Origin of the sequence: Thermosipho japonicus (genome assembly GCF_014201655.1) — a bacterium.
In the GTDB taxonomy this organism is placed as follows: Bacteria; Thermotogota; Thermotogae; order Thermotogales; family Fervidobacteriaceae; genus Thermosipho; species Thermosipho japonicus.
The window spans coordinates 150,010-171,269 of record NZ_JACHEX010000003.1; the positions used below are offsets into that span (position 1 = coordinate 150,010).

The 21,260-nt window shown below is 32.0% G+C and carries 21 protein-coding genes; all 21 read right to left on the bottom strand.

Annotated elements, in window-relative coordinates:
* Position 1: 1 nt before the first annotated feature.
* Entirely contained in the window at positions 2-445 is a 444-nt protein-coding gene (locus HNP65_RS06510; protein ID WP_126993222.1) for a CBS domain-containing protein, read from the bottom strand.
* 1 nt (position 446) lies between these two features.
* On the bottom strand, positions 447-1,400 hold the full coding sequence (locus HNP65_RS06515) for a 1-phosphofructokinase family hexose kinase (RefSeq protein ID WP_184619480.1): 954 nt from the start codon (positions 1,398-1,400) through the stop codon (positions 447-449).
* Between the two features lie 4 nt (positions 1,401-1,404).
* A complete protein-coding gene (locus HNP65_RS06520) occupies positions 1,405-2,124 on the bottom strand; it encodes an ATP-binding cassette domain-containing protein (protein ID WP_126993220.1) in 720 nt (239 codons plus the stop codon).
* On the bottom strand, positions 2,096-2,239 hold the full coding sequence (locus HNP65_RS06525; RefSeq protein ID WP_004100797.1) for a hypothetical protein: 144 nt from the start codon (positions 2,237-2,239) through the stop codon (positions 2,096-2,098). The genes HNP65_RS06520 and HNP65_RS06525 overlap by 29 nt, the downstream gene beginning before the upstream one ends.
* A 255-nt stretch (positions 2,240-2,494) precedes the next feature.
* Positions 2,495-3,085, bottom strand: a complete 591-nt coding sequence (locus HNP65_RS06530) for a hypothetical protein (RefSeq protein ID WP_184619481.1) — start codon at positions 3,083-3,085, stop codon at positions 2,495-2,497.
* A gap of 13 nt (positions 3,086-3,098) precedes the next feature.
* A complete protein-coding gene (locus HNP65_RS06535; protein WP_184619482.1) occupies positions 3,099-5,846 on the bottom strand; it encodes a hypothetical protein in 2,748 nt (915 codons plus the stop codon).
* Positions 5,847-5,866: 20 nt separating this feature from the next.
* Positions 5,867-7,420 carry a hypothetical protein gene (locus tag HNP65_RS06540; protein ID WP_184619483.1) on the bottom strand — a complete coding sequence of 518 codons (1,554 nt, stop codon included), beginning with the start codon at positions 7,418-7,420 and terminating at the stop codon, positions 5,867-5,869.
* Positions 7,421-7,665: 245 nt separating this feature from the next.
* A complete protein-coding gene (locus HNP65_RS06545) occupies positions 7,666-8,394 on the bottom strand; it encodes an early set domain-containing protein (RefSeq protein ID WP_184619484.1) in 729 nt (242 codons plus the stop codon).
* Between the two features lie 92 nt (positions 8,395-8,486).
* Entirely contained in the window at positions 8,487-8,813 is a 327-nt protein-coding gene (locus HNP65_RS06550; RefSeq protein WP_184619485.1) for an NADH-quinone oxidoreductase subunit K, read from the bottom strand.
* On the bottom strand, positions 8,807-9,937 hold the full coding sequence (locus HNP65_RS06555; protein WP_246348212.1) for a proton-conducting transporter transmembrane domain-containing protein: 1,131 nt from the start codon (positions 9,935-9,937) through the stop codon (positions 8,807-8,809). Before HNP65_RS06555 ends, HNP65_RS06550 begins: the two co-directional genes overlap by 7 nt.
* A gap of 161 nt (positions 9,938-10,098) precedes the next feature.
* On the bottom strand, positions 10,099-11,286 hold the full coding sequence (locus HNP65_RS06560) for a 6-phosphofructokinase (protein WP_184619487.1): 1,188 nt from the start codon (positions 11,284-11,286) through the stop codon (positions 10,099-10,101).
* Between the two features lie 74 nt (positions 11,287-11,360).
* Positions 11,361-12,512 (bottom strand): iron-containing alcohol dehydrogenase, encoded by a 1,152-nt coding sequence (locus HNP65_RS06565; protein WP_184619488.1) that lies wholly within the window; start codon positions 12,510-12,512, stop codon positions 11,361-11,363.
* 4 nt (positions 12,513-12,516) lie between these two features.
* On the bottom strand, positions 12,517-12,972 hold the full coding sequence (locus HNP65_RS06570) for a flavodoxin domain-containing protein (RefSeq protein WP_184619489.1): 456 nt from the start codon (positions 12,970-12,972) through the stop codon (positions 12,517-12,519).
* Positions 12,973-12,974: 2 nt separating this feature from the next.
* Positions 12,975-13,874 (bottom strand): GTPase Era, encoded by a 900-nt coding sequence (gene era / locus HNP65_RS06575; RefSeq protein WP_184619490.1) that lies wholly within the window; start codon positions 13,872-13,874, stop codon positions 12,975-12,977.
* Position 13,875: 1 nt separating this feature from the next.
* Positions 13,876-16,224: a phenylalanine--tRNA ligase subunit beta gene (gene pheT / locus HNP65_RS06580; RefSeq protein WP_184619491.1), complete on the bottom strand. Its 2,349-nt coding sequence runs from the start codon at positions 16,222-16,224 to the stop codon at positions 13,876-13,878.
* A 19-nt stretch (positions 16,225-16,243) separates the two neighbouring features.
* Positions 16,244-16,873 (bottom strand): hypothetical protein, encoded by a 630-nt coding sequence (locus HNP65_RS06585; protein WP_184619492.1) that lies wholly within the window; start codon positions 16,871-16,873, stop codon positions 16,244-16,246.
* 4 nt (positions 16,874-16,877) lie between these two features.
* On the bottom strand, positions 16,878-17,297 hold the full coding sequence (locus HNP65_RS06590) for a tetratricopeptide repeat protein (protein ID WP_184619493.1): 420 nt from the start codon (positions 17,295-17,297) through the stop codon (positions 16,878-16,880).
* A complete protein-coding gene (locus HNP65_RS06595) occupies positions 17,269-18,768 on the bottom strand; it encodes an NHL repeat-containing protein (RefSeq protein ID WP_184619494.1) in 1,500 nt (499 codons plus the stop codon). Before HNP65_RS06595 ends, HNP65_RS06590 begins: the two co-directional genes overlap by 29 nt.
* Complete coding sequence (gene plsY, locus HNP65_RS06600; RefSeq protein WP_184619495.1) at positions 18,765-19,370, bottom strand: glycerol-3-phosphate 1-O-acyltransferase PlsY; 606 nt, start codon at positions 19,368-19,370, stop codon at positions 18,765-18,767. The genes HNP65_RS06595 and plsY overlap by 4 nt, the downstream gene beginning before the upstream one ends.
* Before the next feature lies 1 nt (position 19,371).
* Positions 19,372-20,169, bottom strand: coding sequence for a hypothetical protein (locus HNP65_RS06605; RefSeq protein ID WP_184619496.1), 798 nt, complete (start codon positions 20,167-20,169; stop codon positions 19,372-19,374).
* A gap of 23 nt (positions 20,170-20,192) precedes the next feature.
* Positions 20,193-21,257 (bottom strand): non-hydrolyzing UDP-N-acetylglucosamine 2-epimerase, encoded by a 1,065-nt coding sequence (gene wecB, locus HNP65_RS06610; RefSeq protein ID WP_184619497.1) that lies wholly within the window; start codon positions 21,255-21,257, stop codon positions 20,193-20,195.
* Between the last annotated feature and the right edge of the window lie 3 nt (positions 21,258-21,260).

The window sequence follows — 21,260 nt, forward strand, 5'->3', positions numbered from 1 at the left end:
ATTAGTCCTCCCTGCTAACCGCTTCCAAAATCTTCATCCTTGTTATTACACCAAGCAATTTATCATCTTCGTCCACCACAGGTAAAATTTTTAAGCTATGTCTTATCATCAAATCAGCAGCATGTAAAAGTGGTGTCGATTCTTTTATAGTAATAGCAGGTTTCGTCATGATCTCAGAAACAGCTCTATTAGAAATTTTCTTCAGATTTCTAACAAACTGATTTAAATCAGGAATAAATGAAGCTGTTTGTAAAAGCGAAAAATAACTTGGAAGTGCTGCACGAATTATATCATTTTCACTTATAAATCCAACCACCTTGTAATCTTCATTTATAACTGGAACTCCAGTAACTTGTTGTCTAGAAAGAATTTTCAGCACCCTCGAAACACTTTCATCTTCTAAAACAGCGGTTATATCTCTTATATAAAAATCTTTAACTTTCATCTTACTCCACCCTCTCAATCTTAAATTTTTCAAAGGCTTCTTCTATGTCTTCAAGTTTAGGTGGAACCTTTGCTCTATACCACGTCTTTGCAAGTGCTGCAGCATAACCATACTTTGCTATATCAACTAAATTATCAGATTTAAAACATTTATACACCATAGCCGCCATGTACGTGTCCCCTGTTCCCAAAAGGTGTGAATGCTCTACATCAACAAGAGGCTTTAAAAACCACACACCATCTTGAGTAACCACTATATCGTAATCTATTTTATACGAGAGGACTACCATTTTTATTCCATACTTTATAAGCTCTTTTCCTGCATCAATGTAATCTTCCTGAGTTACCAATTCTTTTCCAAACAAAACCTTATCTTTTCTAAAATCAGGCCTTAAAATACAAGGTGCAGAAATCTTCAAAGATTCTTGGATTATTTCATCTTTTGTCTCCCAGAAAACCTTTTTTCCATGTTTAAGGGCGATCTTTGTTAAATCACCATATATTTGGTTTGGAACACCTTGAGGAAGACTTCCAGAGATAACAACTGCATCAGCACTAGAAACTATTAGAGAAAATCTTCTTAAAAAATGGTCAATGTCCTCTATTGGAACCCTGGGCCCTGCAGAATTTATCTCCGTAAAAGTGTGAGTTGTTTCATCTATAATAGCAATATTTTCCCTTGTTTCACCATCTATATGGACAAAATTTGTAGTTATCAAATCTGAAACTTTTCTAAGTTCAGTAAGTACTATATTTCCAATATAACCTCCAATAAAACCCGTAACTATCGTTTTAACACCGTAAGATGACAAATCTATAGCGACATTAATTGCCTTTCCACCAGGACTCATTTTGGACATTTCAAAAGAGAGTCTATGCAATTTATCGATCTTAAAATCATTAATATAAAACTCCCTGTCTAATGCAGGATTCATACAAACTGATAAAACAGCCAAAATATCACCTCGCAATCGTATACTCTCTTGGCTCTCCCCTAAATTCAATTTTACCATTTTTCATGGAAATAAACAAATCAGCAAGAGGCAAGAAGCGTTTAAAAAAACGCGTTGCAATTATTAGTGATTTTTCCTCTGAAACTACGCTTTTTCTTAAAATTTTGGAAATTTTATTCAAATGTTCATCATCAAGGTGATCAAGAATACAATCCAATATTATCACCTTGGATTTTTTTAGATAGGCTACAAAAAGGAGGGCAGAAATTTTTTCAAGTACATAAAATGTAGAAAGCTTTGTATTAAACTTATCACTTAATGCCTTTAAAATCCCAAAATCATCCAAAAGGGGTATGTAATCATCAAAAGAAAGCATTTCATTACCTGTAGCAAGCTCCAAAAATTCACCAAAGCTCAAGTAATCAAGAGCCTCAAAGAAATTAGTATCAACATACAAAACAAGGTTTCTAATTTCTTTGATGCTATAGGAAAATAAATCTTGTTGACAAACAAAAGCGCTACCCGTATATTTAATATCATCGTATACTTCCTCGTTCAAACGTGAAAAAGAGCGTAGAAGGGCAGATTTTGAAGAGCCACGTGGACCGTAAAGGACAAGAATTTCTCCTTCTTTTAACGAAAAAGTAATGTTTTCAAAAAGCGGAACATTATTGGAAAAACCTGAAAAATCAACAGCTTCAAGATTTACCTTTTTTGTGTTTTTCATCACTGTTCACCATATCTTTTAATCTTTTTTCAAGCTCTTTTTTTGCTTCAGAATTTCCGGAGGAGGTTAACTTTATTAGCTCAATTTGAGAGAGAATCTTAACGCTTTTTGCCACTTATTTCACCTCCATTTGCTATGTCTCATTTTTTATTGTACACTCTTTTTATTAATTTTACTTTTAATCAAATTTACATTTCATCAAAAAAAGTTACAAAATCCATTAAAAGCTAAAACTTTTAAAATCAAAAACACCATAAAAAACACCTTTTAGTTACATTATATTAAATAAAAATTACATAATTGATATTTAATTGATAAATAAATAATACCGCCCCATTTAGGAGCGGTATTATTGTAACTATAATATTTACTATTTTAAAACTACACTTTTTATTCTAACATCACCTTTTGCTCCGGTCTTAAAATAACCTGTCCCGATCGGTGAACTTTTCAAAATAGAAATAAGATAATTTGAAGCAATTATATTTTCATCTGAAGATATAATACTTTTTACACTGGTATTTTTTGCCCAACTTTCTTCAAGTAAATTATCAAGCCATATATTCAGTTTAGATTTGTTAACTTTATAGGTATAAACAATTATACTTCCATCTAGCTGTTTTTGAAGTTCAACAGTGTTTTTACTCAAATTCGATTTTTTAAACAAATTAATTTTAACTTTACCACCCTCAAGGTTATAGTTATAATTAAACATTTGCGTGTTTAAAGATAAACTTTTTATTTCAGAAATTTTTACCGAAACACCAGTTTGACCATCCTTTAGAATTATTGGATACCCATTTATTTTACCATCCACAAAAATTCTATTTCCATATTCATCATATATTTCAACATAAGTTTTAATACTTGAAACACTTGAATTAGATGTATTTAATAATCCACAACTGCTTAAAATTAATATCAAAACTAGATTTATAAAAATTATTATTTTCTTCTTCATAACAATCCCTCCCTTAATTTCCCGAATACTCAATATCAGTTGAAGGTGGTGTATAACCAAACATGACTAGGAAAACGTTTAAATCCATTTCATCTATTTTTCCATCCCTCTCTGAAAAACCAGGTATAAAACCTCTATTTGGTGGTGAAAAATCTTTACGTGGCCCTATATCATACTTTGGATCATACACTCCATTTTCTACATAATTTATCAATGCTGTCCTAAACATTACATAATCATCGTCGTCAACTACACCATCTAAATTGAAATCACCAGGTAAAGTCAAATATTTGTTAGCTATAAACTTATTCTTCGAATACAACTCTTTCTCAACAGGGTTATTTTTCAATTGTGTATACAATTCTATATTGAAAAGATCAAAGAATTTTGCTTCATTTTGGAAATAAAGCAGTGCTGGTTCATCAAATTTAAGCCAAAGAGATATCGTAGCAACTCTTGTATCTGTCGATATTCCTGTATGAGAGTTTTCAACAAAAACCATTTTTATATAATTTTCATCTAGTTTAGTTAATAGTTCTTCTTCACTAAAGTTTGGATCAACTTCAACTGATGTAACTGTAGAAAGTGTCATTGAAAGTTCAGGGCTTGTAAGTGTTGCATATAATGTGCTTGAAAGTGCTCCCTTTGCTGCATCTATTAAAATAAACGCTCTTGTCTCACTTTCTGCATACATAGGTACTACAAAAGTTACAGTCCCTGGAAGATCGGTATAGTAAATTTCAACGTATGTAGGAGCTCTCTTAGTATCATCCACACCTAAAGTTAACTTATCAATCGATTTATAATCATAAACACTATATCCTTGCAAATTATCATCCCATTGGTAAACTTTCCATTTATATGCAAAAGTTCCAGAAGGTATTGAAACTTTAGATGAATTATATGCATCAATCGTTTTAGATGTTTCATCCTTTCCAAATTCTAAAAGTTCTGTTGCATCACTACTTGGAAAATTATATTTAACAAGTATCGCAAATGTAGAATCAGCAAGAACCTCTGCTATTTTATCATCGTAACCAAAAATGATTGTAGCTTCCTTACTCTCAAGGTATGGTGCTTCATACCCTGGTATTCCTGAAGAAAATTGCCTAAAAGAATATGTAGCATCAACAATAGGTGCTGGAATTACATCATTTGTAATATTTTTAATAAAGCTATCGTTAAATAAAAGAGTTAAAGTTGTATCCGTAGAAAACTTTACAAGGAGTTTGTCAAGTCCTGCTCTACCACTTGGAATTTTATCATTAGCTTGTTGATCACTGTTATTTGTATTAGGATTGGTCACATATTCTTCGGTGGTATATGTTGATATATCTCCACTATCTGCTATGGAAACAACTGTTGCATCATAAACAAGACCATATTTTCCATTAGCATCGTTTAAATTTTCTTTTGAAAGCTCAAGTCCTGAAAATCTATCTTTTGTAACAAGAGTTATACTAGTCCTAAATGTAGGAGCATTAGAATCTACAAACCCTGTTCTATATGAGTTTTGACCCTCCATTGCCCAGAAACCATAAGGACCTTTTGCATCAACAAGATAGGCATAAATTCTATCATGTGTTGTAGAAAAAGCAATAATATAGTTTTCCTCATTTATAGAGGAAAGGGGCACCATTGCAGGCGAACCAATTAAAGGAAAAGTATCATCTATATCTTTTTCCCATTCTTTAGAAATCTCGTATGTATCATAATCCATGGAATATATAACAACTTTTCCTTTCTTTTCTGGATCATTGTTTAAAAGCACAAACATATAAATTTTATTTTCATCACTTTTTTTGAAAAGAAGCGGAGTAGTTGCAAATCTATATCCTTCAAAATCTGAAACAACTGAATAACTAGTTTGCTTCAACAAATCATCAGCAGCTTGTACAATATGAATTGTTCCTAGATCATCAAACACATAAATATAATTTTTGGAATCAACTAATACTCCCGCAGCCATACTTGAGCTTCCAAGTTTTATAAAATCAACATCAGAGTTTGTTCCCTCGGGAGGTATTCTATATAGTATACCTTCTCTACTAATGGCATATATAAAGCCTTCACTGTATGCCATCGGAGTTTCAAAAGTACCACCCAACTTTATAGCATTAACAGTTGTTGTATCAAAATCATATGAAGCGTCCAAAGCAATATTATAAAAATTCCCTTTTGAATCTAAAACGAAAAGTGAATCCTTTTTTGGTGATAAAATAGGTGCAATCTCTACAGGGCCTTCAGTTTGATAATTGTCATTGGTAGTAGTTACGGTACCAGCGGCAGTATCATAAACTATATGATAAACACCATTAAAAGTGCTGCTGCCAAGTCCCACATAAACATGGATGTTATTTCCATCTAAAAACGCTGTCAAAGAGCGCGAAATATTCCCGGATAATTCGTAATAATTTGAAGTTGTATTACTCCTAAAATAAATTCTACTTTTTCCATCATAGTCGGATGTAACATAAACTATATAGTTACTGCTTACAATAACAGGATAGCTAATGTGTTTCCATCCTCTTTCTTCAGGAGTTCCATATTTTCCTGTAATATTCCCCAATCTATTTATGACATAATAATATCCATCTTTTGTAATTATGTGAATATCTCCGGTTTGTTTTACAGCAATACCAGATCCTTGAACATAACCAGTCATGGGAAGCTCAATATAATCACTATCCCATAGAGTACTTATATTCAGTGAAAAAGCAAATATAGAAACCAAAAACAAAAGTAAAGTCAATTTTTTCATATAAAACACCTCCGCAAAAATTAATATCCTGTTATAACTGTAAATACATCCTCACCTTGGTATTCATTTCCTTCTTTATCTGAGACACCTTTGACAAAGAAATAAAAATAACCATATCCAATCGAAGTATTTATAGTAAATGTTGCTTCCTTTTCATCTGGAGAAATTTCTGAAAGCTTCATCTCCAAAATATCATAATAATCCGAGTAATGATCTTCTCTTATATAAAGAATAGGGGTAGCGTATTTTGAAATACCACCAGGATCCATAAAACAAGCACTTATAGAATTCATTCCCAATGGGATATTATTTGTCTTAGATATGTCAAGCTTTTCACCATTAACGCTCATTGATATCAATCTTGGTGCACTATTATCATTTACACTTATAAATCTTTCGTTAATACCTGCTCTTCCATTTTCGTCTTCCGCATAAACAGTGATATAATGCTCTCCTTCTTCAACAGTCCACTCAACAAATGTCTGAACATCCCCATCAAATCTCTTATATTCTTTTCCATCAATAAAATAAACTATCTTTTTGAAATTTATACCTTCTTCTGTCGGAACAACAGAAATGATAGTTGAATGACCGGGTATTAGGTTTGTTTCATTTGATATTGCTATTTCAAAATTAAGGTAAGTATCTCCTACAAGAATTCTCTTACCTGTCATCGTCTTTTTACCCAACCAATCTGTTGCCTTAACTATTAATGAGTGATCACCTGGACTTAATTTTCCAATTTGAACTGGTATATTTTTCATCTCTTCTTGATCAACCGTATCTTCTAACTTTAATTCACCATCTAAGTATATTTCATAACTAGATAACTTTACATCATCTGAGATGTCTACATATACCTGAATATTTGAATTTGTTGGATATGAAAATTTTGAATTAATAATAATCGTTGGGGGCTCCTTATCAATAGGATAAACTTTCAAATTAACTTTTGTGGCATACTCCATGCCAACAAGATTATCGACTTTTACAAAAAACTCTTTATCTCCGTCATCAGAAAAACTCCCCACATTCAAAAATATATCCCCTGGCTTTGTAGTCATTGAAATTTCTTCCTTTCCATATCTTGAAAGGCCAACTGTTTCAACCTTAACTTCCGGATTAGATGTATTTGCATATAAATGTAATATAACATCATCATCGGTGAAAATAGTACCCGGAACTATGGTTATCCCATCAACAAGAGGCTTTTCAGGATCATACACAAATATTTTCGGTTTGTAATCTACATACTCTTTTCCATCAATCAACGACAATGCTTTTGCCATAACGGAATATTTACCAGGTTTTTCAAAAATAACTTTCGTACTATCTGGAATCTTTTTCAATTGCAAAATGTTTTTTTCATTATATTCATTTGAAATTTCAACCACAACATTTTTGGCACCTATTATATCTCCATCAACGATTAAATCAACTTCTTTAGAAGCTTCCGCAACATCAGGTGCTTTTATATTAATATTAAATTTATCATTAGAATTACTTATTGCACAAGACATTAGCAAAAAAAACACGGAAATTATCCAAAAAATCTTTAGAGTTATTCGCTTCAAGGTACCACCTCCAAAAGCTTTTAGACTTCTTTTCTTATATATTTTTCTATACCCAATTTATTATCTCCTATACTGTCTAATAAAAAAGCTCCAAATCCCTTCTTTTAGGATTTGGAGCTTTACAAGATTTATAAATTATAATGCAAAACTTTTTGTTTCAAACCATTGTGTTTTTTAGTTTTAATTACACATTCAAGTAGTTCGTGCCATACTCTTATTTACATTTCACTGTAAAAAATCAATAATTATTTATCCTTTAACCCAACCATTAATTTTCCATCTTTTTTGAAAACTTCAAAATATCCATTTTCTCCACCAAATCCATCATCTACAAATGCAGGTGCGTTTTTATCAACAACCCATTCACTGCCATTTACAACAAATTTGTATTGGTATTGTCCCTCGTCAAGTTCAAGTACAGCTTCCCATAATCCATCATCGACTTCGTAGCATTCAATATCTTGTGCATCCCAGTTGTTAAAATTCCCCGCAATTGTTACATAATCTGCCTGTCCATCATATTTAAATCTAATTACAACATATCCTTCTTCATCAACAAACATCAATTCAGGATCAAAGTCTTCATTGATTCTAAGTTTTGGTTTTTCAACTTTTTCTTCTAAAACAACAAGTGTTCCATCTTTGTCAACCAAAGTAAATATACCATTTTTTCCTCCAAAACCATCATCTACATATCCTGGAGCTTCACTATCTTCTTTCCAATTTTTTCCTTCAATAACGTACTTGTATTGGTAAGTACCTGGTTCAAGTTCAAGAGAAACTTTCCAAACACCATCCACTTTTTCCATAGCAAGTGTATTAGGAGACCAATTGTTAAAAGTCCCAGCTAGATACACTACTTTTGCATCTAACGCTTCGTTAAATGTAAATACAACTTTTCCGTCTTCAACAAAAACTTTAGAAAACGAAATAAGAGAAAGTGCAAGAATTAAAATAATTAAAAATTTCTTCATAAGCATCCTCCTTCCATTTTGGAAATATTTCCAAAGAAAATTATACAAAATTTATCAAAAATAAAAAAGAAAAGATTGTGAAAAGTTCCAAATTAATCTTTTTCGATTTTCACAATGTCTGTTTTTCTCTTTTTCTCAACAACAAGCATGCTAATCATTAAAAGAAGTGAAAGAGTGGCAAAACCAATAACAATGGATGTAATAATAACTGCTTGTGGGAATGGATCGGCATAACTTTTAACGCCTTCGGTCTTTATAGGATAATATTCACCAGCTTTTGAAGCTATGATAACAAATAAATACACAACCCCAGTATTTAAAACATCCAACGCTATAATTTTGGAAATTATATGTCTTTTAAACAAAAGCCCGTATATAGAAAGTAAGATAATAACAAACGGTGGAATAAAATCTACCATATAACCCCTCCAAAGAGTGAAAAGATAGAAACAGAAAATGTCATCAAAGTTAATATAGTTTCAGTAGTAAATGATAAATCTAAATTTATATTTAACAAAACCCCAATCAACATTCCCAAAATTACAACAAACGACTTTAAGTTAAAATATGGGAAAATTAAAATAAGTGATGCTAAAAACAAATAAATAAATTTTTTTTCAAATCTAAAATCAATTTTTACTTTTAACATCTTGCCTGCATAAATGGAAGATAAAAACGAAATTAAATATGAAAACAATCCATGAATCATCTTACTTTTTACATAACCACCCAATGTTAGGGAAAAACCTGAAAGAGATAGCAAACAAATAAACATAGTTAAAAATAAAAGAATATTAACTTCTCTTTTTATTCTCAAATCCCTCTTTTGATATCTTGTTGTTAAAAACAGTATTGCTTTAGAAATCCCATGAGAAAGGGCATAAAGAGGTGCAAAAAATGGGTTTAAAAGCATCAATCCAATTTGAGACATTGAACTATAGGCAAGAACCTTCTTTAAATCTGAAGATATAATTGAAAAAAACACTCCAAAAAGAAATGTTATTATTCCAACAATAAAAAACTCATTTTCACTGGATATTCTAAGTAGTGGAAAAAGCGCGGATTGAGTATATATACTTGAAAGCATGGCAGAAACCTCAGGCTCAACATTGGAATGAACTTCAGGAAGCCACATTCCAAACAAAAAAATACCCGATTTTGAAAATAGAGCCGCCTTTATTAAAAAACCTGGAAAACCATTAACATCTAGTATATCAAAAGTACCATTGACATAATAATACATACCAACTCCAATAAGATAAAAACTCATTGCAAGAGAGCTTGCAAATATGTATTTTAATGCAGTAAGTTTATGCTCAAACTTTTCAGATGACAGTATTAAAAGGGTTATTAGCAAAGTTATTGTTTCAAGCAAAACGTAAATATTAAATAAATCGTGAGAAATAAAAAGTAGATTCAAAATAGGATGCAAAAGAGAAAAGAAAAAATATGTATTTTCATTTGCATATTTAAATATTTGAAAAGAAACCAAAATAGTAACCACAATATTGGTTAGAATAAAATAAAAAGAGGAAGAATCCATAACAAGATGGACTCCTCCATATCCATTTAAAACAATATCAAACCTTTGAAATAAAAGATATATAGAAGACAGCGGAATTATAAATAACGTATATCTTGTTTTTTTAATAAGGTAAAGTGTAAATACAAACAATATCTGAAAAATTGAAAATACAACAAAGGCTATTGTTGCTCTACCTCCTCAATTACCAAATAATCAGGAAGACCATTTTTAAATGGTGGGAAAAATTCTCCTTCAATTAACGGTTTTGCATACTCTATAAATTTATCAGTCACTTCAAATTCGTTATGAAAATCTTCTGGGAGATACTTTGTCTGTTCTGCAACCTTATTCAATTCTACAGTTTTAAATTCAACCTTGTATGGATCATTACTTATTCTTTCAATAGTTACCATTACTCCTGAGACACCAGAAAGTGCTAACCTTACTGCTTCTCTTCCAACACCTTCTGCTTCTTCAACATCCGTTTTACTTGCTATATGCCTTCCACTTCTTTGAAGATAATCAGGTATTGCAACGTGAGTCTTCAAAGAAAGCTCTGATCTTACCATACCTGCGATTGTAAATCCTACACCACCAAGTTGTCTATTTCCAAAACTATCCGTATATCCCATATCAGCAACAAAAAATCCATCTTCGTACTTTATACCCTCAGAAACCGCTACTGAACAATAGCCTTTTCTTCTAATTGTTTCATCTACCTTATCAAGAAATCTCTCTTTATTAAAAACAACTTCCGGGAAAAGAATAATATCTGGTCCTATACCGTTTAACCAGCCAAGTCCAGCAGCAGCCGCAAGCCAACCAGCATGCCTTCCCATTATTTCCATTACAAAAACACGTGTGGAATCAGCATACATGCTTTTCAAGTCAAGAGTAGCCTCCATCATTGCAGTTGCTATATACTTTGCAGCTGAACCATATCCTGGACAATGGTCAGTATAAGGCAAATCATTGTCAATAGTTTTTGGAACACCTATAACCTTGAGTGGAAAGTTTCTTTTTTGAGCTTCGCTATGCAACCTCCATGCTGTATCCATAGAATCATTTCCACCGTTATAAAAGAAATACTCTATTTCATGCTTTTCAAAAATTTCAAATAATTTATTGATATCCTCCTGATTTTTGAGTTTCCTCCTACAAGAACCAAAAGCTGCTGAAGGCGTATATTTAAGACCTTCTATATCAATGTCATTTATCCTTAAAAGATTTTCTCTTAAAACTCCAGAAATTCCATGAATACCAACATATACCTCAAGTCCAGCTTTTTTAGCTTCATCCAAAACTCCATATGCCGATGCATTGATAACACTGGTTACTCCACCTGATTGTGCGTATAAAACCTTCATTTAATAAATACCCCCTTTTAGAGTTATTATACCACACAATAGATTAAATAAAGGTTCCAGCGCTTGCTGGAACCTTAATATGCTATTTCTAATATCTTTTTAATATCATCTCTTTCAAGCTTTTTTAGTTTACCCATAGGAGCCATTTTTGATGCAATTTCGGTTAATTTTTCAATATCTTCTTCTTTAAAACCAAGTTCTTTCAAAGTTGTTGGTGCCCCTATTTTTTTATACCATTGACTTAGTGCATTAATTGCTTCTTCGGGTTTGCAATTTTTCAATCCAAAGATATTTTCACCAAATTGGGCAAATCTTTCTGGTACTTGATTATACACATATTTCATCCATGCAGGAAAGACTACAGCAAGTCCTGCACCATGAGCTACATTAGGATTTAGTGCACTAAGAGCGTGTTCTATAGCGTGAGATGACCAATCTCCACCTTTATGTCCAAGACCGGATACCCCATTTAAAGCAAGGGTAGTAGAAAGGGCAAAATTGGCCCTGGCATCGTAATTTTTGGGATCATCAAGTAAAACTTCTGTAGTCTGTATTATAGTCTTAATTATACCTTCATCAATTCTATCTGTTAAAGAAACTTCTTCACCATCAAAGTAATATTCCATAACATGTGATATAGCATCAACGGCGCCATTTACAAGTTGATTTTGTGGCAATGTATATTGCACTTCCGGGTCAACTACAGAGACTTTAGGATAAACGTGAATTGAACTAAAAGAAAATTTCTCAAGTGTTTCTTCGTTTGTTACAACAGAATTACCATTCATTTCAGTTCCAGTTGCAGAAAGAGTTAATATTGTATACAAAGGCATAGCTTCTTTTACCTTTGCTTTTCCGGAATAAAAGTCCCAAACATCTCCTTTGTATTTTACACCAGCTGCAACCGCTTTTGCACTATCTATTACACTACCACCACCAACCGCAAGTATTGCATCCACATTCTCATTTTTTGCAACAGAAATTGCTTCCTTTACCTTAGACAATACTGGATTAGGTCTTACTCCCCAAACTTCCACTTTTTCAACACCATTTTCCACAAGTGATCTTACTACCTTTTCATATACTCCATTCTTTTTAATAGAACCCCCACCTGCAAGAAGAAGAACCTTTTTAACGTTATCTTTTTTTAAATATTCTCCTATCTTTTCGACGGTATTTTTTCCAAAGACAAGTTTTGTTGGGTTATAAAACACAAAATTTTGCATATCCTTACACCTCCCCTTCAAGTTTTTCAATTAAACTATTCACCCATTTAAAAACTTCTTTTTTCTCTTCTAAATTTACCTTTCTTATCCATCCTTTAAACACGGCACTTTTAAACATTAGATTTTCTACTTTACTTTCAAGGACTTTTAGGTATTGCTTTTCAATATATACCTTACCTGCTTTTCCAAAAATCTGGGCCATGCATACTATGAACAAAGCTACATTTTTTGTACTAAATTTATCCGAATATTTTTGTAGAAAATCAGTTATGCTCTTTAAAGGTTTTTCGTAGTAAATAGGAGAGCCAACAATAAACAGATCATATGAAAAATCATTATTGAATTCATTAACTTTAAAAATATCTACAACTGCACCATTTTCTTGAAAAGCTTCTTTTATCCACTTAGCAAAAAGCTCCGTCGATCTTCTTTTAGTATCATATATTATACATACCCTCATATTTAATCCTTCAAATCATCCCTCATTCCAATTTCATTTAATATAATAAAGTCCTTATTACGCCAATCTTTTTTCACCTTTACATGTAAATCAAGAAAAACTTTACCACCAACAAGATATTCTATTTCTTTTCTTGCCTCCTGACCAATTGTTTTTATCATATTTCCTTTATGACCAATAATAATTCCCTTCTGACTATTTCTATCAACGTATATATTTGCACGTATGTACAACACCCCATTATCTCTTTCTTTTATTTCTTCTATTATGACAGCAACAGAATGTGGAACCTCTTCATATGTATGATGAAAAATCTTTTCCCTTATTATCTCAGATGCCATAAAAGATAGAGGTCTATCAGTTATCATATCTTCAGGATAGAACTGAGGTCCCTCTTCAAGGTTTTCAACAATTAGATCTAAAAGTTCTTTTATTCCCTCTCCCCTTACAGCAGAGGTCTTTACTATGTCCACACAATTTTCAAGACTATTCTTCATTTCATTATAAATTTGTTCAACCTTTTTAGCATCTACAAGATCAATTTTATTTATTACACCTATAGTCTTTGTCTTTGATTGATTTACATAATCAAAGACAAACCTTTCCGGTTTTCCAATTCCTTCTTTTGCATCCACAACGGTCAAGATTAAATCAACACCTTTTAGTGCACTTACTGCTGCCTTAACCATGTATTCTCCAAGCCTGTACAATGGCTTATGTATTCCAGGTGTATCTACGAAAATTATCTGAAAATCATCACTAGTATGTATAACATTTATTCTATTTCTCGTAGTTTGCGGTTTATCTGAAACAATTAAAATTTTCTTACCAACTATCGCATTAACAATAGAAGATTTTCCCACATTTGGCTTTCCAGCAAGTGCGACAAATCCTGATTTCATATCAGACCTCCTCAAATCTCAATTTCAATGGATATTTGTATATCAAATCTTTCTTGATCTTTTCCCAGATCTTATTTACTTCATCCTCATTTAATGTTTTATCTTCTGCTCTAAACACACAATAAACAGTCACACTCTTGTATCCTTCTTCTATTCCTTTTCCAGCATAAACATCAGATATCCCAGCTTCTTCAACGTATTTATACTTATAAAGACCTTCAATTACCTTTCCCATCAAAAAGTTATTTGGAACAAGAAGTGAAACATCACGTCTTACAGATGGAAATTGTGAACTTTCCCTGTATTCTGGAATCTCCACGTAATTTTCATACAAAGGTTGGGTTAATAATTCTAGCACGTAAACTTCATCTTTTACATCGTAGAATTTATCCACCATCTCATCATCGAGCATTCCCATAACACCTATTTCTTGACCATTTAAAAGAATCTTTGCACACCTTGTAGGAACAAATCCCTCAACTTCTGCTGGTTCAAATTCAAATTTTAGGTTGAACTCTTCGGCTAAATTTTCAACATAACCTTTAAAGGTATAAAAATCGATCATTCTTTGATCTGTATAATCTCTTTTATTAATTCTTCCCGTTGCAACAAACGCTAATTTTTCAACATCTTTAGGTTGGCCGTTTTCTTCAATAAATACCTTCCCAACTTCAAATAGCTTTACATCTCTATTTTGTCTTTTGTAATTATACGAAAGAGAATCAAGAAGCCCATACAGTAATGATGGTCTCATAACAGCCATCTCTTCATTAATTGGATTTGAAATTCTCACACTAAAACCGGTAAAGTTCCATTTGCCTACTATATCATTTGATACAAAAGACAAATTCATTGCCTCCAAAAAGCCTTCCGCTTTTAAAGCATCTTTTAATTTATATCTTAGCTTTTGATTTTTACTTCTTGAATTGCTATTTATCAATATCCTAAAAGGTTCACTTTCTATCTTTTCCATCCCGTATATTCTTGAAATTTCCTCTACAAGATCGATAGGTCTTGTAACATCAAAATACCTATACGTTGGAACAAATACTTTATTACCTTCTACCTCAAAACCCAATCTATTTAGAATCTTTCTTTGTACATCTTCTTCAATATTTTCTCCAACAACCTTGTTTGTAAAATTAAAATCAAAATCGATCTCAGTTCTATCAATTTTTCTTGGATAAAGATCTAGAATATCAGTAGGTGTTCCACCGGAAAGCTCTAAAATGAGCTCTGTAAGCCTATTTATAACATACATTGCATCGTTTGGATCTACACCTCTTTCAAATCTATAAGAAGAATCTGTTATAATTCCATGTGCTTTTGATGTTTTTCTTATCCTAACAGGATCAAACATAGCAACTTCAAGGAGAATGTCTTTTGTATCTTCCTTTACTCCTGATTCTTCTCCGCCCATTACTCCACCAAGTGCTAGTATCTTTTCACCGTCAGTAATCAATACTTCTCCACCCAAAAGCTTGTATTTGTTTTCATCCAAAAGTAGTATCTCTTCTCCACCTTTTGCATCTTTTACAACTATCTTTGGAACGTTTTTCAAGTCAAATGCATGCACCGGGTGCCCAGTTTCAAGCATTACATAATTTGTGATATCAACAATGTTGTTTATTGGTCTTAATCCAGCTGCAATCAGTCTTTTTTTAAGCCACATTGGGCTTTCTTTTACTGTAACATTTCTTATAACCCTTGCAGTATACCTATAGCAACCATCACTTTCAATTCTTATTTCAACTGGAAATTTTTCTTTTCCATCTATATTCTTATCTTTCAAATTTAAATCAACATCATAAATTGCAGAAACTTCCCTTGCAATACCTATAACGCTGAGACAATCAGGTCTATTTGGTGTAATTTCTATATCAAGTACTTTGTCTTTTAATCCAAAGTATTCAACTACATCCGTTCCCGGCTCTACTTCTTCTTTAAACTTATACACTCCACTTGATTTTTCTTCAAGACCTAACTCTTGAAGAGAACACATCATACCTTCAGACAATATTCCACGCATCTTTCTTGGAACAATCTTTAAATCAAAAAGTCTAGCACCTTCAAGTGCTACTGGCACTGTATCTCCCTTGGAAACACTGAGGTCTCCGGTTAAAATCGTTTTTATTTGATCACCAACGTCAACCTTACATACAATTAATTTATCTGCATTAGGATGTTTTTCAACATCTATTACCTTTCCAACAACTATTTTTCCTTCAACATCGAAAGGATTAATTATTTCTTCTACATTTGTTCCCGTTAAACTAAGCTTTTCAGCAATCTCTTCTGCACTCTTTTCAATATTTACAAAATCTTTTAGCCAATTAATTGAAAGTCTCAAAACAATTCACCTCCAAAAACTATTCTTTTTTCTTTTTAAAATTAATCACAAATCCTAATACTACAAGAATTAGAAAAATAACTATCGCTATAGAAGAAAATAATGGTTCATTCACTTTTGAAAAATTGCCCCTTAAAATAAAGCCAATTATAACTGCAGAAATAGTTCCAGCACCTACAAGAATAGATAAAATACCTATTACCTCTGCACTCTTTTTATAAGTTACAATTCCACCTAATATTCCAAGAACAATTGCAACACCTGCGTATAAATACAATGGCTCAAACGATAGTGTAATTCCAAAATAACCAATTATAAAGTTTGCTAAATAATATCCAAGAGCTCCAACTATTAAAAATCCAAAAATAAATGTTATAGATTTATATATTGCATACAAAACCGCAGCAGCAATAACACCAAAAACAACCATTGAAATTTGGTAATACGTTGGATTCGAAAGCCATTCCTTAATTTGCGGAACTCTCGCAACTATTGCTGGAAATAACATGTTAATACCAATTATAAACCCAAATATTGCAACAGATAACTTTTCAACAAATTTCGCAGCAAAAAGAAGAAAAATACCAGCAATCAATGAATAATACCAATAATCATATAAAGGTCGAAGGTAGTGCTCTAATTCAGCCATGGTTTCACCCCTCAATATATTTTAAAACTTCCTGGCGAACTTTTTCATCCTTCATTCGCTCTTGTGCCTTTCTATTATTTCCAGTTGCAAGATAACATAGTGCTAGTTGCACATTAAGCTCAAAATCCCTAAATCCCAACTTTTCAGCCTTTTCAAAGTTAAATATTGCAAGAGAATAATTATCTATTTCCATGAACGCACAGCCCATGTTAAAATAACACTCTGCAAAATCCGGCTTTATCTGTAACGCTTGCTTGTAGTACTCTATTGCCTTTGCAATTAAACCTCTTCTTCTATATATATTTCCAAGGTTATTATACGCTTCAGGTACATTTTCTTTTATAAGTTCTCTGTAAATTTTTTCGGCCTCATCAAATTTTCCTTGCTTTGACAATTCAATCGCCTTTATTAGCTTCTCCACCATTTACAACTTCCTCCGTATACACAAATATATCAGTAAATTTTTCATCTGCAACTTCAAATTTCACAGATACCTTTACAAGCGGTAAAGGAAATATTTTTGCATAGTTGTATGTAATCTTCCATTTAAATTTCCCTCTCTTTTCAAACTCAATTGGAGCTCCTCCCGTAAATTTCCACCTATCATTTTTTACAATTACTTTTCCAAGAAATCTATCAGTTAAAAGACTTTTTGAAATTTCAGTTGTTGGATATATTGTGTCTTGTTCTCCTTCAATTTGTGCAAATTCTCTGACATCTTCCTCATATATATTTAAAAAATCTTTAGCAAGGTATATATCGTCACCAAAATAATCCTCAAGGCATACATGTGCAGTTAATGTGGCATCACTTGTTTCAAAACTTTCTACTTTAACAAAAATAGGAAGATCATCTTTTAATAAATACCAATTTATCATATCACTCTTCCAATCAATCACAAAAAGGTGTGGATAAGAATATTCAATAAACATCGGAGATGAATTAATTTTAAATTCACTTTCTCCTGCAATTATCTTATTTCCGTCAAAATATATTAATTGGCCTGCAGGAGTTACTTCAAAACTCCAAATTTTATCTTTTAACTTTATTTTATCCTTTAGCTCAAGTGTATAAAGATTATACACTAATATCTGATTTGAAAATGCATCTAGTATATACAAATTTTCATAATTAATATCACAATCTAGTGCAATTGTTGGAAGCGGAAGATTTTTTTCAATCACACCATCTGAAAAGATATAAATCTTTGAAGCATCAACAACAACTAATCTATTAGCTCTGTCAACTCCGGCGATTATAGGACTTTTTAAACCTGTGTAGATTGGTTTCTGATCTTCTAGGGTATATATAGAATCCTCAGATGAAATAAACACTTTCCCAAAAGAATCTACAGCTATACTCCTTGGATTATATGGAAGTTTAATTATATTCGAAATTTTAAAATCGTCTAAAACAATAAGCCTTTTATTTTTTTTGTCGATCACATAAACTTTTTCACCGTATACAGCAAGGCCTACAGGGGAATAAAAATACTCTGTAAGACCTTCTTTCCCAGAAACACTATTTACAAATTTTAGTTTATAATCTTTCACCTCGAAATTTTCAGGGGAGTTAAAAACCTCTATTTTTTTATACAGCTCCATTATTTCTGGAATATTAGTAATAGTTAAAAGTGTTTTCAAATTCTCACGTGCTGCATCAACTTGATCGTTATAAATATCTATCTTTGCTTTAACATACCAAAACCAAGGTATTTCCCTTGCAGAAATACTTCCAGTCATTGCATCATCCATTTTTAAACTTGCCTCTGCATATTTTCCTTCACTCCAAAGCTTTATAGCCTCACTTAAAAAAGCCCTGCTTTGCTCTTCAGTTAAAATAGAAAATGATATAACGGAAATTAACAAAAATATCAGAGGAAGGATTTTTCTCAATTTTTTTTCCCCTTTCCAAAAAAGTATTTAACAACATCCGTCTTTCTTTCATTTCCATTTAAAAGCCTTTTTATATTTTCCTTATGCCTGAGCATTGAAAAGAGGGAAAGTGCAAGAAAAATCACCCAATAATCTTTTCCAATAAAAAATGTAAAAATTGACGCACCTAAAAGCCCTATTATAGAACCAAGGGAAACATACTTTGTAAAAATTACTATTAAAAGCCAAATGAGAAAAAATACCAACCCACTCCATGGATTTATTGCAAGAAAAACACCAAATGTTGTAGCAACACCTTTACCACCTTTAAATTTTAAATATATAGGAAAACAATGCCCAAAAACTGCAAAACTTCCAGAAAGTAGCATTGCATTAATTCCAAGGCTACTTACAAAAATGACAGCTAAATACCCCTTTAAAATATCAAGAAAAAAGGCAAGTGCTCCGTAAAATGCACCTGCACTTCTTAAGACATTTGTTCCACCAACATTTCCACTTCCAACTTTCCTTATATCAATACCTCTCAATTTCCCAATCAGAAAACTAAAAGGAATTGCTCCCAAAAAGTAACCAATTAATATCGCATAAATATGATGTTCCACGTTATTCCCCCTTTAAAATAAATGCATAAATATACTCTTTGTTTCTCACATATAAAAGTCTGTATTTTCCATCTTCAAGATTTGCATTTTTTACGATCTTTCCAATTTCAATATCACCTTTTATAAATACCTTCTTGTTTTTCACTTCAAATATAACAACTTTTCCATTTTTTCTAGCAAATTCAAACTTTTCCTTGTAGCGAGCAATATCGTCTACTCTTTCAATTTTTATAACTCTACCTTTTTTTACATCGTATACAACAAAGTATAATTGCATACTTTGTTGCTGTTTTTTACTAACACTTTCGATCAAATCAGGATCATAAAACACAAGAACGTGATACTCAAAAAATCCTTTTTTCACGGGGACTTTCCATTTTGCAATAACCTTTGAACTTACAACAAAATTATTAACAACCACATTCACATCTTGTTCATATCCAAAAGCTGATCTTACTCCAAAAATTTTTTCATTTAAAGAACTATCAGATGTTATCTTAGTACCTAAAAATGCTGCAAGTTCTTGCCTTGCCTTATTTGCAGCCTGCTGCCAAGCTTTATTTTCATCTCTTTGAGGTAATGTCACACTACCTTCAAAAACGAAAAGATTACCTTCTTCATATAACTTTTTGATCCTCTCTGCTACAGCAAGATCTTTCTCAACAATTATAGAATTTTTCGGGATTTCTCTTACTACAACCCCGGAAAATTCTATAACACTTGTTTTTGAAAACATTAAGAATAAAAGGCCTGCTATTAAAATTGCAGAAACTCCAATTAAAACATACATCCTCTCCATACCTTCTCACCACCCGTAAATGATTATATCACAGCAGATAGTATTTTTTCCGATGCCTTTCCATCACCAAATGGATTATCAAATTTCAATTCTTTATCAAGACCTTCAATTAAACTTTTATAGACTGAATCTTCTTCAGTACCAGCAAGAACTCCATATCCACTTTCTATTAGTTCCGGCCTTTCCGTTGTATTTCTGCAGACAACCACAAATTTTCCAAAACTTGGAGCTTCTTCCTGGATTCCACCACTGTCAGAAGCTACTATTTTTGCTCCAGAGAGTAAACTCAAAAATTCAACATAACCTACTGGATCTAACAATTTTGCATTTTTAAAATCTCCCAGTTCTTGATTAACTACTTTCCTAACCTTTGGATTCAAATGAATAGGAAACACTATTGGTATATTTTTCTCAACTGAAAACCTCTTTATACCTCTCAATATTTTTTTCATCTTCTCTCCCCAATTCTCTCTTCTATGAAGCGTTACAAGAACATAGTCTTTAACATCAATCAAACTTTTTCTAATTTTTTCAAGATCAAACCTGTTCTTTACATAGCATAGTGCATCAACAACGGTATTACCTGTTATTTTTATTCTTTCATCATCGTATCCTTCCCTTTTCAAATTTTCATATGCATTTTTTGTAGGAGCAAACATTAGGTCTGATACTTGATCAATAACTCTTCTATTCATCTCTTCAGGAAATGGATCTTTCAAATTGTTACTTCTTAGGCCTGCCTCTATATGTCCAACCTTTACTCCTCTGTTAAATGCCGCAATGGCACTTGTCATTGCAGTTGTAGTATCTCCTTGAACAAAGAGCCAGTCAAATTTTTCTCTCTCAAAAATTTTATCAATTCTAGAAAATATACGAGATGAAATCAAATTAAGTGTTTGATTTTCAATCATTATGTTTAAATCATAATCTGGATTGATGGAAAATACATTAAGCATCATATCCATCATCTGTCTATGCTGTGCGGTTGCAATTAATTTTACATCAAGCCCCATCTCTTTCGTCTTTAAATAAACTGGTGCAACCTTAATAACCTCTGGCCTCGTTCCACAAACTATTGCAAGTTTCATTCT

Bases quoted from the DNA above. Each gene is read 5' to 3' on its own strand.
- HNP65_RS06510 (WP_126993222.1), bottom strand. From the start codon at position 445: ATGAAAGTTAAAGATTTTTATATAAGAGATATAACCGCTGTTTTAGAA.
- HNP65_RS06520 (WP_126993220.1), bottom strand. From the start codon at position 2,124: ATGAAAAACACAAAAAAGGTAAATCTTGAAGCTGTTGATTTTTCAGGT.
- HNP65_RS06530 (WP_184619481.1), bottom strand. From the start codon at position 3,085: ATGAAGAAGAAAATAATAATTTTTATAAATCTAGTTTTGATATTAATT.
- HNP65_RS06535 (WP_184619482.1), bottom strand. From the start codon at position 5,846: ATGAAAAAATTGACTTTACTTTTGTTTTTGGTTTCTATATTTGCTTTT.
- HNP65_RS06545 (WP_184619484.1), bottom strand. From the start codon at position 8,394: ATGAAGAAATTTTTAATTATTTTAATTCTTGCACTTTCTCTTATTTCG.
- HNP65_RS06550 (WP_184619485.1), bottom strand. From the start codon at position 8,813: ATGGTAGATTTTATTCCACCGTTTGTTATTATCTTACTTTCTATATAC.
- HNP65_RS06555 (WP_246348212.1), bottom strand. From the start codon at position 9,937: ATGGATTCTTCCTCTTTTTATTTTATTCTAACCAATATTGTGGTTACT.
- HNP65_RS06560 (WP_184619487.1), bottom strand. From the start codon at position 11,286: ATGAAGGTTTTATACGCACAATCAGGTGGAGTAACCAGTGTTATCAAT.
- HNP65_RS06565 (WP_184619488.1), bottom strand. From the start codon at position 12,512: ATGCAAAATTTTGTGTTTTATAACCCAACAAAACTTGTCTTTGGAAAA.
- HNP65_RS06570 (WP_184619489.1), bottom strand. From the start codon at position 12,972: ATGAGGGTATGTATAATATATGATACTAAAAGAAGATCGACGGAGCTT.
- era (WP_184619490.1), bottom strand. From the start codon at position 13,874: ATGAAATCAGGATTTGTCGCACTTGCTGGAAAGCCAAATGTGGGAAAA.
- HNP65_RS06585 (WP_184619492.1), bottom strand. From the start codon at position 16,873: ATGGCTGAATTAGAGCACTACCTTCGACCTTTATATGATTATTGGTAT.
- HNP65_RS06590 (WP_184619493.1), bottom strand. From the start codon at position 17,297: ATGGTGGAGAAGCTAATAAAGGCGATTGAATTGTCAAAGCAAGGAAAA.
- HNP65_RS06605 (WP_184619496.1), bottom strand. From the start codon at position 20,169: ATGGAGAGGATGTATGTTTTAATTGGAGTTTCTGCAATTTTAATAGCA.
- wecB (WP_184619497.1), bottom strand. From the start codon at position 21,257: ATGAAACTTGCAATAGTTTGTGGAACGAGGCCAGAGGTTATTAAGGTT.